Origin of the sequence: Actinomyces sp. oral taxon 181 (assembly GCF_018370895.1) — a bacterium.
Taxonomy (GTDB): Bacteria; Actinomycetota; Actinomycetes; order Actinomycetales; family Actinomycetaceae; genus Pauljensenia.
Genome location: NZ_JAGYZL010000005.1, coordinates 78,200 through 90,175, shown reverse-complemented (window position 1 = coordinate 90,175; position 11,976 = coordinate 78,200). Strand labels below are relative to the sequence as shown.

Genomic DNA, 11,976 nt, shown 5'->3' with positions numbered 1-11,976 from the left:
GTGCCCTCATTTGAAGAACTCAAGTCAAACATCACATTGACCGTTTTCAGATTTTCCGCAATATTTCGCGGAAAAAATCCTACAAATTACATTCATGTATGTACTGAGTACCTCAGTTTGAATCGAACACAAACCGGGCGGGGGCCTGCGCAACAATTCTCGCAGACCCCCGCCCGGCCTCGTACAACAAGTCACGGCGAACTCAAGGAGATTACCCAAGGAGCCCCACCGCTATCGGTCTTACTGACCGTTGAAGGTGAACTCGCGTTCTGCGCCTTCTCCCTTCACACCGACAGTGACAACCTGTCCCGGAAGGATATCGCCGAAGAGAATACGCTCGGAAAGCGCATCTTCGATATCGCGCTGAATCGCGCGACGCAGCGGACGAGCACCCAGCACCGGATCGAAACCGCGATCTGCAAGCAGCTCGCGCGCCTCGTCGGTGATCTGAAGCTTCATATCCTGAGCCTCCATGCGCTTGGCAAGGTTGGCGATCATCAGATCCACGATCTGCTTGATCTGCTCCTTATCGAGCGGCGGGAAGACAACGACCTCGTCCACACGGTTGAGGAACTCGGGGCGGAAATGCTGCTTGAGCTCTTCGTTCACCTTGGCCTTCATGCGCGAGTAATCGTGAGTGATGTTCTCGCTGGACTGGAAGCCCGTGAGCACGCCCTTATTGATATCGCGCGTTCCAAGGTTGGTGGTCATGATGATGACCGTGTTCTTGAAGTCAACCTTGCGGCCCTGCGAATCGGTCAGGCGACCCTCTTCCAGAATCTGCAACAGGGAGTTGAAGATATCCGGGTGAGCCTTCTCGACCTCATCGAAGAGGACGACAGAGAAGGGGCGACGACGGACCTTTTCGGTGAGCTCGCCACCTTCGTCGTAACCGACATAGCCGGGAGGGGCACCGAAGAGACGCGAGGAGGTGTGCTTCTCAGAGAACTCGGACATATCGAGCTGGATGAGCGCATCCTCATCGCCGAAGAGGAATTCGGCCAGAGCCTTCGCAAGCTCCGTCTTACCGACACCGGTCGGGCCGGCGAAGATGAAGGAGCCACCGGGACGCTTCGGGTCCTTCAAGCCGCTTCGAGTACGACGGATCGACTGAGCCAGAGCCTTGACCGCGGCATCTTGACCGATGACGCGCTTGTGCAGCTCATCTTCCATCTTGAGTAGCTTCGCAGACTCGGTCTGGGTCAGCTTGAAGACCGGAATACCCGTCGACATCGCCAAAACCTCGGCGATATCATCCTCGCCGACCTCGGCAATCGCCTCGCGCGAACCATCGCGCCAGCTGGATTCCTTCTGCTTGCGCTCTTCGGTCAGCTTTTGTTCCTCATCACGAAGAGCAGCGGCCTTCTCGAAGTCCTGATCGTCGATCGCGGACTCCTTATTGCGCTTCACTTCGGCGATCTTCTCGTCCAGCTCGCGCAACTCCGGCGGCGCGGTCATGCGGGAAATACGCAGGCGAGCACCGGCCTCGTCCATCAGGTCAATAGCCTTATCCGGAAGGAAGCGGTCAGAGACATAGCGGTCGGCCAGCTCAGCGGCAGCCTGGATCGCGGCGTCGGTAATGATGACGCGGTGGTGGGCCTCGTAGCGATCGCGCAGGCCCTTGAGGATGCCCACGGTCTCTTCGACGCTGGGCTCATCAACCTTCACCGGCTGGAAACGACGTTCAAGAGCCGCATCCTTTTCGATGTACTTGCGGTACTCGTCGCTGGTGGTTGCACCAATCGTCTGCAGCTCACCGCGAGCAAGCATAGGCTTGAGCATTTGCGAGGCGTCGATGGAGCCTTCCGCGGCACCTGCACCGACCAGGGTGTGGATCTCATCGATGAAGAGGATGATGTCGCCGCGAGTACGAATTTCCTTGAGGATCTTCTTGAGGCGCTCTTCGAAGTCACCGCGGTAGCGCGAGCCAGCGACCAGCGCGCCCATATCGAGGCTGTAGATCTGCTTGTCCTTGATCGTTTCGGGCACGTCACCGGCAACGATTGCCTGGGCAAGGCCCTCAACAACGGCGGTTTTACCGACGCCCGGTTCACCAACCAGAACCGGGTTGTTCTTCGTGCGGCGCGAGAGGATCTGCATGACGCGCTGCATTTCCGTGCGGCGACCAATCACCGGGTCGAGCTTGTTTTCACGGGCAGCCTGGGTGAGGTTACGACCAAACTGTTCCAGAATTGCCGAGTTTGTCTGACCTGAACCGGTGGAAGAAGCACCAACACCAACGCTTTCGCGGCCGTCATCGCTATTGCGCTGGTAGCCGGAGAGAAGCTCAATGACGGTCTGGCGAACCTTGCCCAGATCGGCACCCAGCTTGATAAGAACCTGCGAAGCAACGCCTTCGCCTTCCTTGAGCAGACCGAGGAGAAGGTGTTCGGTGCCGATGTAGTTGTGGCCGAGCTGCAACGCCTCACGCAGGCTGAGCTCAAAAACGCGCTTGGCACGAGGGGTGAAGGGAATGTGCCCTTCGACCGGCTTCTCGCCTTCACCGATGATGTCGATGACTGCTGCGCGGACCGCATCCTTATTGATGTCAAGGCTTTCCAAGGCCTTCGCGGCCACGCCTTCACCCTCGGTAATCAGACCAAGCAGGAGATGCTCGGTACCGATGTAGTTGTGATTGAGGCTGCGCGCTTCATCTTGCGCGAGGACGACGACCCGTCGGGCTCGGTCCGTAAAGCGTTCAAACATCGTTTCTCCCTTTGGTTCAGGTCACAGTCTCACGTACGCGACCTGCTTTTCACTGAGTCCCACACTACGGGGTAGCGAGGCCGTGCGCGCGTTTGTTCACCAAGGGCAGATGCCATTGGTTGACGCGAGTTCCACGAGCGTCCCCTTCACGGCATAGTGCGTCTTTCCAGACGCGCATCTGGCCTATTCTCTAAACCTCAATAACCAGGGTGTAGGGGCCGTCATTTACTAGTTCTACGGACATCATTGCGCCAAAACGCCCGGTTTCGACGTGGATTCCGCGGGTACGCAGCTCCTCAACAACGGCATCGACCAGAGGCTCAGCGACGGGTCCCGGCGCCGCCTTCGACCACGAGGGACGCCGCCCTTTACGCACATCTCCGTAGAGCGTAAATTGCGAAACCACGAGGACGCTGGCTTCCTCTGCGCGATCCTGAATAGACGTCTCGTCCTCAAAGATCCGCAATTCTGCAATCTTTCGTGCAAGAGTTTTTGCCTGCTCGAGGGTGTCCTCGTGAGTGACACCGACAAGGACAAGAGCTCCCGGCCCCGGGCATTCGCCGATGACCTCACCATCAACCGATACCGAGGCGCGAGTGACGCGCTGCAAAATTCCACGCATGGGCGTGCTCCTTGGCTCCTAAGTGTTGTCCGCTGGTTCGTCCGCAGAGTATTCCACTGATAAGTCTGTTACCGTCCGCCGATTGATTTTCCGCCAAGTGCGGGAACATCTGGCCGGCGCAGATCTGGATTGTGCAGTTCTGCCCCCGGACGTTCCTTCGGTGACACCGAGGACTTCCCATCGATCGGGACAATAAGTTCTTGCGCTGCTGCAATTCCATCCAAGTCCAGGACGACATCAGGTGAGAGCGCGCGTGAAACCACAGCAAGAGCAATCGGCCCCATATCAGCGTGACGAGCAACCGATGTCACCACACCCACGCGACGTCCACCCACTTCGATGAATTGTCCCGGATTTGGAAGATCTCCCCTGGAACCATCCAATTGCAGGAAGACCAAGCGCCTTGCGGGACGCCCGAGGTTCAAGATCCGGGCAACAGCTTCTTGTCCTCGGTAGCACCCCTTATTCGTGTGAACCGCAGTACGCAACCAGTCCAGTTCTGCCGGCATCGAGCGCGCGTCAGTCTCATGTCCCAGACGTGGGCGCCACGCAGCGATCCGCGTTGCTTCCCATGCTGCTATTCCCGCTGCTCGACGCTTTGGCGCACCTTCGCTCCACGCGTGCCAAAATTCGGGGGCTTGCTCCCTTGGGACAAGGTGTATATGGAAGGCAAGTGATTCGCCCGGGTGCTTCCCTTGGTAATACGCCGCTCCCCCATCGACAACTCCCGGCCAAGGATCATTCCATGTCAGCGCAACCTGATCGCACTGGGAAACTCCACTGTCCCCCACGCTTCCAACCAACCACCAGCGCTGTGAAATCGTCATTTCGACACGAAGCGCAAAACGCATGGAATTGAGCCAATCAGCCAACGCTTGGGCGTCAGAAGCCTCGGTTATGAGGTAGAGAATTTCACCATCATCGATGGCTCCGCATGCGTGCTCGATATGCCCCTGGGGGTTCATAATCAGCAGTTCGCGTGATTCTCCGGGAGCGATACCAGTCAAAACCTGGCTTGAAATTGAGGTTAGCCACGTCAGTCGATCAGGACCAGACACTTCGACAACGGCAAGGTCAGGGCGGTCTGTAATTGCTCGACCTGCCTCTAGGGCCCACTGTTCCCCAGAAGGATCACCGTAGTGAGCAGTTACACCACAAGCGACATCGCCTTCCACGTCTTCAAGGGCGACCGCGCCCGGAAGTGTCGCCAGAGGAGACTTCCACTGCGTTTCGCTCTGTGTCACTTACTCGCCATCCTTTTGCTCAGTTTCATCGAGGACGTCAACGCGCATGAGTCGTCCAGAAAGCTCAACATGACTTTCATGGTCATTTCCCTGGCGTTCATTCGCCCAGAGCATTTCGCCCGCAACTAGGCCATACATTCGCGAAAAACGCTCAAACTCTGCGGCCTTAGGGTCACGAATCAGCAGATCAGTCTCCATCTGAATCCGCGGTCCCATTGAACGGCCAACCCAACGTGCGCTGTAACCATCACTTTGAGCGCCCTGCGCGACCATTTCACGGGTTTCATAGTGACCGGGTTCTGGCAGCATGCCGGAACCGGGAAGCAATGAGACGTACAAAGTTTCTTCACGCATCAGTTCTCCGACTTCCAGCGCCGCAATACCGCGAGCCGCATCCCAAATCGGATCAATACTTTCGCGGGCAGTTGCAGAGTAGATTCGCGTGACGAGCTTCATCTGCTTTCCGCAGATCGCCCCTTCTGCCTCTTCATAAATCGGCTGGTCATCACCTTCGTCGATGCTGAGCATTCCCCAGCCCTTCCACGGGCCAAGCATCCAAGCCAAAGGAGCAATTTCTAGGGGCAGGTTTTCTGGAATGGAGAACATGACTCCAGCCTAAGCGGCCACACCCCCATCTGCGAACTGAGTTTGGATTAAATTCCACCGATTCGGAACATGATGTACACCGGTAGCGAGGCCATGAGGAACTTCGCGCTCCCCCGCGCAATCGCGCCAATTGTCGGCCGCGCCCACTCGGTATCGCCCATCAAACCATCCAGAACAATCACGACCAAGGCGACAGCAACCCCCGTGAAAATACCGAGAATTGCAACAGCGGTTGTCAGTCCCGAATAGGCCGCAAGCCCGGGCAGAACGATCGGGCTGAGATCCGCGCTTTGACCCAGTTTCCACACCGCAACCGAGGCGATCACTCCAGAAAGCAGCGCCGCACCCAGAGCGCCTAGAGATTGCGAACGGAAACCCGCTCCAATCTGGTCGCCCCACACGGTACACGAAACAATAACGCAGGCGATGGGAACCGCAATCCTCCAGCCCTGCGAAGATGCAAGTGTCACCCACGAGGATCCCGAAACCACGACAAGCAGCGCAGTAAGCGAGCTCATTAACGAGGCCGTTGTTGAGCGTGTCGCCCAAGAACCGTGACCGCTGGAAGAGTAATCACGCGGCGTCGAGGCAGTGAAGACTTCCACCGCGACAACCGCAACCGTCCCCAAGCCCATGACCGCAGTGGCCGCCATCAAATCAGCACTGATTGTCACAACCAATGCTGCAATGCAGCCGGCGAGGCCGACGGTAACTTGGGCCGGAACCGTAACCTTCGTATTTGTGAGAGAGGGCCAGCCTGCGGCAAGCAAGCACGAGGCCATCGCGACGACTAATGAACAGGCCCATGATTCCCATGGAGTGAACCACAGGATGAAAGTTGCCAGCGAAAGAGCTGCAACAGTGAATGCGGAGGTATGAAGCCCTCGGCGTAGAGCGGGGTTAATTGATTCGCTCTCACTCATCGCATAGGGCACGCGCGTGGTGTCTGGAGCGTGTCGAACTCTATGCCGGATGCGAATAATCCCCGTGTGAGTGCTCACGTGCTCACGCGTGGGGGCATATTCCTTAGCTTCGCGTGTTGTCATCCGATGAGACGCATCTTGCTTATGTGAGTGGCGACCTGAAGATAGCTGCTTTTCACCCGAACTTTGAGCGCTTTCCTGCGCGTGTGCTGCAGCGCGTTGCCGTTGGCGCTCGCGGCGCGAGGGCAGTTTCGCAGGGGAAGACTCAAGATGCTCCATTCCTCTATGGTCCCACATGGCTGCTATTGAGGCCTCAGCGGCACGGAATGCGTCGACCAGTGCTGTGCTCTATGCTCGGTGATGCGTACCGAGTTGTTAAGCCCCGGGCTCCAACCTCTGCCGCTACGAGCGGCCTTCGCGCCGACAGGCGCTTTCGGCTCGGTGCGCGCTTTTTATTGCCCAAAATGCACCGACGCCGCACCCCACACTGTGGGAGCGCGACGTCGGCCTCGAAAAATCAACCGCTCAGCAGAGGGTTACTCCCCCAGCAGCGGGAAACGGATAATGGTCGCCTCGCGGCCAGGGCCAACCCCAATCGAGGAAATTCGGCAGCCCACGAGCTCCTCAAGACGCAGGATGTACGCCTGCGCGGCCTCGGGAAGCTCATCGAAACTCCGGCATCCGGTGATGTCTTCACTCCAGCCTGGAACCATTTCGTAAACGGGGACTGCGCGGGCGAAATCAACCTGATCCGGCGGCATTTCATCGACGGAAATGCCGTCAAGTTCATATCCCACACACACGGGAATTTCCTTGTACCCGGTGAGAACATCCAGTTTGGTCAGGCACAGGTCGGTCAAACCATTCACGCGTGCTGCATAGCGCACGACAACGGCATCAAACCAGCCGGTACGGCGCGGACGGCCGGTGGTCACACCAAACTCGCCACCGCGGGTACGCAAATCCTCGCCGACTTCATCATCAAGCTCGGTCGGGAAGGGCCCCTCACCCACGCGTGTCGTGTAGGCCTTCGCCACGCCAACAACGCAATCGATGCGAGTCGGGCCAACACCTGCACCCGCGAGCGCACCGCCAGCGGTCGGGTTGGAGGAGGTAACGAAAGGGTAGGTTCCGTGGTCGATATCGAGCATGGTCGCCTGACCACCTTCAAAAAGAACGGTTTCACCGCGGTCGAGTGCCTCATTCACAACCAAGGACACATCGCACATCATCGGCTCGATACGGTCTGCGAAAGACAGAAGGTGATCGGTCACTTCGGCAGGGTCCAGGGTAGGCAGGCCCACGGCCTCGAAAATCGTGTTCTTCGGACCCAGAGCGGCTTCAACCTTGGCACGAAGGGTATCGGGGTGGAAGAGATCCTGAATACGGATACCAATGCGGTTCATCTTATCGGCATAGGTCGGGCCAATACCGCGACCTGTCGTGCCGATCTGATTGTTGCCGCGAGCACGCTCATTCGCCTGATCCATCAGGCGGTTATACGCGGGAATGATGTGTGCATTCGCTGAAATAAGCAGTCGTGAACAGTCCACTCCGCGGCCTGAGATCTCGGCAAGTTCCTCGAAAAGAACATCGAGGTCGACGACAACGCCATTGCCAATGATCGGTGTGACGCCCTCGGAGAGAATCCCCGCGGGAAGTAAGTGAAGCGCATACTTTTCACCGTCGATAACAACCGTGTGACCTGCATTGTTACCACCGTTGAACTTAACGACGTAATCGGTGTGTTGTCCCAGCTGGTCGGTAGCTTTTCCCTTGCCTTCGTCGCCCCATTGGGCGCCGAGAACGATGACGGCGGGCATGTTTTCTCCGTATTTCAATGCATTGCGGGTATGAAGTTGTTGCGTGCGCAAGGCGCAACGGGTTCAAGTTTAGCCGAGGATCGCGCGAGGCGAGAGGGACCTTGCGGGCAAGGCCGCTGAGTAGCAATCTCGGGGCGTCCTCACTATTCCCAGTCGCTACTTAGGCCGCAGCGGGATTCTGGAGTAGCAGGCCAACAACCCACAATGTCGCGGCGCTCAGAGCGGCAATCAATTCAATCGCAATGGTCCAACCAAAAGCCTTGAGTGCAACAACCGTGGCCTTCCACGCCTTTTGAGTGTCCTGGTTGCGCAAATATTCCACAATGAAGATGGCGGCAATCATGCCCAAAATTAGCCCGAGAGGCAGACCAATAAACCAACCGACAAAACCGCCGATTCCTCCCCACACTAGGGTGGATTAGGGAATTCCTGCCTTAGTCATTCCTCGGGCGGGAATGATGTATTTCAGGATTGTTCCGACAATCAAGATGGCAGCAGAAATAGCAAAAATAATCCATGCGCTGCGTGTCCCGGTCATCCATGCCCACACGAAAATCGCGCCGCCAACGAAGGGTGAAGACGGCCACACTTGGACAACCGCACCGATCACGCCAAAGAGAATGACGGCTGCGATGATCAAGACTGCTGTAAGACTCATGAATGAATCATAGCGTTTTTGAATTGAGAACCTTTCACGGCATGATTGACCCAGCGCCCCCAGCGAAGGAGTGAACAATGGGTTTCATTAAACGCCGAGATCCCAATAAACATCCCGGTATTCTGACAACGTCGGTTGCTCGCTATTCAGCGATGTACCCGGTCAATGAATCACCCGAGCACGCGGCGGGACGCTGCCTTGACTTTTGGAATCGCTTCGGCGCTCGCGGAGAAACTCCCGGCTATAGGGAGGAGCTTGCCCTTCACGGATGGACGGGCACCGAGATCATTATCGGCTCAGACTTCAAAGAGCTCATGTGGACTGGAGTTTCTGATTGGGTGGAGGTTGTGCCGCATTTGTTCCCCCAAAAACTCAAGCGTTCGATGCTGGGGATGAATCGATTGGTGATTGCCGCGCGCCGCGTGTCCGCAGAGGGCGAGTTCTTTACAGAGCTTTACTGCACCCCAAGCGACATCATCGCGAATAATGACTCGATTCTGAACGATGTTTTATACGTGACACTGCACCAGTTCGAAGAGGAATACCGAAACACTGGTTTCTTACGCGTGGGCGCAACGTATTTCTACGCCGACGACCTGCCGAAAGACCACTTCTTAGAGACGCAAAACATCTACTGCATCCGCAGGGATGTCAAGCGCCGCCGCAAAGGCAAGATTTAAGGAAACACCCCCAGCCAAGTCTTAGGTAGGGGGGAGTTGTTCCCATTGAGCGCTATTTTCGCTGCTCTCAATACTTTTCTGCGCGGGCGCGACGAAGCGAATCGACCTCGTACAGGGCAATCCCCGTTGCAACTGCTGCGTTCAGCGATTCAACCGAGGAAGCAATCGGAATTGAGACGATTTGATCGCAAGTCTGGCGAACGAGGCGAGAAAGGCCATTGCCTTCAGCACCCGTGACGACAACCAGCGGGCCATCGGCCAGCTTCAGATCGCGCAGTTCAGTGTCGCCACCACCATCGAGGCCGACGACGAAGAACCCGGCCTTCTTGCAGTCCTCGAGTGCTCGCACAAGGTTTGTAGCACGCGCAACGGGCACGCGAGCAGCGGCACCGGCCGAGACCTTCCACGCAGTGGTATTGACACCCGCACTGCGACGCTCTGGGATGATCACACCATCAGCGCCGAATGCACCCGAACTACGCAAGACGGCGCCCAGGTTATGCGGATCGGTGACCTGATCCAGTGCTACCAAAAGTGGAACACCTAGCTGCTGCAAAGAATCTGCAATGAGATCCTCAACATCGCGGTATTCGTAACCACGCACTTCGATGGCAACGCCCTGGTGGACCGCACCGTCAGTTGCGACGTCTAGGTCGCGGCGCGTCACTTCGTAGACGGGTGCGCCCAGTCCCGAGGCCAGGCGGACAACTTCCTCAACGCGGTCATCCTTCACGTTGTCAAGGACAAAGACACGTTCGATCGGCACTCCCGCACGCGCGGCCTCGGCAACTGGATTGCGGCCGGCGATCAGTTCATGTCCCTCGGCAATCTTGATGGAGGATTTCGCGCGAGCGCGTGCGATTGCGGCTTCCTGGGCCTCGCGAGCTTCACGTGCTTTCTTACGCTTGAACGCGGGATGGTAGGTGCGGTCTTCAGCCTTGGGCGTCGGTCCTTTACCTTCGAGGCGACGGCGCGAGTGACCACCGGTGCCAACCTTCGGGCCCTTCTTCGAGCCAGGCTTCCTTACGGCGCCGCGACGTCCATCATTTCCAGCCATCGTGTCTCCTTGTTTTGTCGTGAACTGACACAAGCATACGGTGTCAGCTCAGCATCGGGGCGGCTAGGGCGCGCTTTAATCGATTTCGCACCCGCATGCTTGTCACCTCCGCGAGCCGGCCGAATTATCCAAGGCTCCAGGTTGCTCCGTCTTTTCCATCCGCAACCTGAACACCAGCCTGGGCCAGTCGATCACGGATTTGATCGGCAGTAGACCAATCCTTATCAGCACGCGCCTGAGCACGCTGTTCAAGCAATGCCCCGACAAGCACGTCAAGCGCATGCTTTTGCGGGTCCTCAGCCGTTTCTCCCGAGGCCGATGCCCCCGCCCCAGCATGTGCCCACTGGGGTGACGCCGGATCCAACCCGAGCACATCGAGCATGGAGCGGACCAAGATTTGCTGGCGTTTAATCGCCTGCTTATCCCCTTCAGCCAAGGCAATATTGCCCAGTTTGAGCTGCTCATGAACCGCTGCCAATGCACCGGCAACATTGAGATCATCATCCATAGCAATGGTGAAGGCATCGGGGAGCTCTCCGGGGCTCAAGAACAATTCCTCCGGGCTTGCTGCGCCAACGGCCTCGATTGATCGGGTAACGAAAGCTGAGAACTTCTCCCAGGCAGCGTTTGCATCGGGAAGAGTGTCGGGTCCCCACTCGATGGCACTGCGGTAATGCACCGTTGAAAGTGCCCAACGCACTGCAGCCGCGGGGAAATCCTGTGTCAGAGTCTCAATTGAAAGGACATTTCCCAAAGACTTCGACATCTTTTCGCCCTTGGTTGTCACCCAGGCGTTATGGACCCACACCTGCGCAAAATCCCATCCCGCAGCGTGCGATTGTGCCTGTTCATTTTCGTGGTGAGGGAAGCGCAAATCGATGCCACCACCGTGAATATCAAAGGTTTCACCCAAGTAGCGGTAGGACATCGCAGAGCATTCGAGGTGCCAACCCGGGCGGCCCCTCCCCCAAGGAGAATCCCACGAGGCCGTGGCTGGTTCTTCGGGCTTTGCGGCCTTCCAAAGCGCGAAATCACGCGGGTCCTTCTTCCCGGCCTCGGTCGCGGAATCAATCTGCGATTCGTCTTCGGTCGTGCGCATATCTTCAAGACGCTGGTGGGTGAGCGAGCCATAGTCTTTTTGCGAGGCGACCGAGAAGTAGACGTTTCCCGCGCCGTCGCTGTACGCATGACCGCGATCCACCAAACGTTGGATCAGAGCAATTTGCTCTGGGATATGTCCGGTCGCACGCGGCTCATAGGTGGGGTCAAGCACACCGAGCTTGTGATAAGCCTCAGTAAATTCACGCTCATAGCGCTGCGCCCATGCCCACCAGGGCACGCCAGCTTCTGCAGACTTGCGAAGGATTTTGTCATCAATATCCGTGACATTACGGATATAGGTCACCTCAAGACCGCTGCGCTTAAGCCAACGAATCAAGGAATCGAAAGCGACCGCAGAACGCAGATGCCCAACGTGAGGAGAACCCTGAACGGTTGCACCACACAGGTAAATTCCAACATGTCCGGGCACCACTGGATTCAGTGGCTGCAAGCGTGCGGTTTTCGAATCGTACAGGTGAAGGCTCATACCTTCATGGTAAAGGGTGCCACCTTCATTTGGAGACCGGTTCGGCTTCCGGGACCGTGTAACGAAGAA

Annotated in this window: 9 protein-coding genes and 1 pseudogene; 1 reads left to right on the top strand and 9 read right to left on the bottom strand. The window is 57.4% G+C overall.

All coding sequences use genetic code 11. The features are described from left to right. Positions 1-240: 240 nt before the first annotated feature. From KHW85_RS03830 to KHW85_RS03800, 7 genes and pseudogenes are all read right to left on the bottom strand, one after another. On the bottom strand, positions 241-2,706 hold the full coding sequence (locus tag KHW85_RS03830; RefSeq protein WP_291456741.1) for an ATP-dependent Clp protease ATP-binding subunit: 2,466 nt from the start codon (positions 2,704-2,706) through the stop codon (positions 241-243). 190 nt (positions 2,707-2,896) lie between these two features. Then, positions 2,897-3,328: a D-aminoacyl-tRNA deacylase gene (gene dtd, locus KHW85_RS03825; protein WP_291458866.1), complete on the bottom strand. Its 432-nt coding sequence runs from the start codon at positions 3,326-3,328 to the stop codon at positions 2,897-2,899. Between the two features lie 68 nt (positions 3,329-3,396). After that, entirely contained in the window at positions 3,397-4,572 is a 1,176-nt protein-coding gene (locus KHW85_RS03820; protein ID WP_291458865.1) for a folate-binding protein, read from the bottom strand. Beyond that, positions 4,573-5,178 carry a heme-binding beta-barrel domain-containing protein gene (locus KHW85_RS03815; protein ID WP_291458864.1) on the bottom strand — a complete coding sequence of 202 codons (606 nt, stop codon included), beginning with the start codon at positions 5,176-5,178 and terminating at the stop codon, positions 4,573-4,575. A 47-nt stretch (positions 5,179-5,225) separates the two neighbouring features. Then, positions 5,226-6,380 carry a hypothetical protein gene (locus tag KHW85_RS03810; RefSeq protein WP_291458863.1) on the bottom strand — a complete coding sequence of 385 codons (1,155 nt, stop codon included), beginning with the start codon at positions 6,378-6,380 and terminating at the stop codon, positions 5,226-5,228. A gap of 257 nt (positions 6,381-6,637) precedes the next feature. Next, positions 6,638-7,924 (bottom strand): adenylosuccinate synthase, encoded by a 1,287-nt coding sequence (locus tag KHW85_RS03805; protein WP_291458862.1) that lies wholly within the window; start codon positions 7,922-7,924, stop codon positions 6,638-6,640. 160 nt (positions 7,925-8,084) lie between these two features. Next, a pseudogene (locus tag KHW85_RS03800) lies at positions 8,085-8,582 on the bottom strand (DUF456 domain-containing protein). A gap of 77 nt (positions 8,583-8,659) precedes the next feature. On the opposite strand from KHW85_RS03800, the gene KHW85_RS03795 reads away from it, so the two are divergent. Continuing rightward, positions 8,660-9,262 carry a hypothetical protein gene (locus KHW85_RS03795; protein WP_291458861.1) on the top strand — a complete coding sequence of 201 codons (603 nt, stop codon included), beginning with the start codon at positions 8,660-8,662 and terminating at the stop codon, positions 9,260-9,262. A gap of 67 nt (positions 9,263-9,329) precedes the next feature. On the opposite strand, the gene rlmB is transcribed toward KHW85_RS03795, so the two are convergent. Together rlmB and cysS are read right to left on the bottom strand one after the other, a co-directional pair. Continuing rightward, positions 9,330-10,319 (bottom strand): 23S rRNA (guanosine(2251)-2'-O)-methyltransferase RlmB, encoded by a 990-nt coding sequence (rlmB, locus tag KHW85_RS03790; RefSeq protein ID WP_291458860.1) that lies wholly within the window; start codon positions 10,317-10,319, stop codon positions 9,330-9,332. Between the two features lie 124 nt (positions 10,320-10,443). Continuing rightward, entirely contained in the window at positions 10,444-11,907 is a 1,464-nt protein-coding gene (gene cysS, locus KHW85_RS03785) for a cysteine--tRNA ligase (RefSeq protein ID WP_291458859.1), read from the bottom strand. Between the last annotated feature and the right edge of the window lie 69 nt (positions 11,908-11,976).

Bases quoted from the DNA above. Each gene is read 5' to 3' on its own strand.
- KHW85_RS03830 (WP_291456741.1), bottom strand. From the start codon at position 2,706: ATGTTTGAACGCTTTACGGACCGAGCCCGACGGGTCGTCGTCCTCGCG.
- dtd (WP_291458866.1), bottom strand. From the start codon at position 3,328: ATGCGTGGAATTTTGCAGCGCGTCACTCGCGCCTCGGTATCGGTTGAT.
- KHW85_RS03815 (WP_291458864.1), bottom strand. From the start codon at position 5,178: ATGTTCTCCATTCCAGAAAACCTGCCCCTAGAAATTGCTCCTTTGGCT.
- KHW85_RS03810 (WP_291458863.1), bottom strand. From the start codon at position 6,380: ATGGAGCATCTTGAGTCTTCCCCTGCGAAACTGCCCTCGCGCCGCGAG.
- KHW85_RS03805 (WP_291458862.1), bottom strand. From the start codon at position 7,924: ATGCCCGCCGTCATCGTTCTCGGCGCCCAATGGGGCGACGAAGGCAAG.
- KHW85_RS03795 (WP_291458861.1), top strand. From the start codon at position 8,660: ATGGGTTTCATTAAACGCCGAGATCCCAATAAACATCCCGGTATTCTG.
- rlmB (WP_291458860.1), bottom strand. From the start codon at position 10,319: ATGGCTGGAAATGATGGACGTCGCGGCGCCGTAAGGAAGCCTGGCTCG.
- cysS (WP_291458859.1), bottom strand. From the start codon at position 11,907: ATGAGCCTTCACCTGTACGATTCGAAAACCGCACGCTTGCAGCCACTG.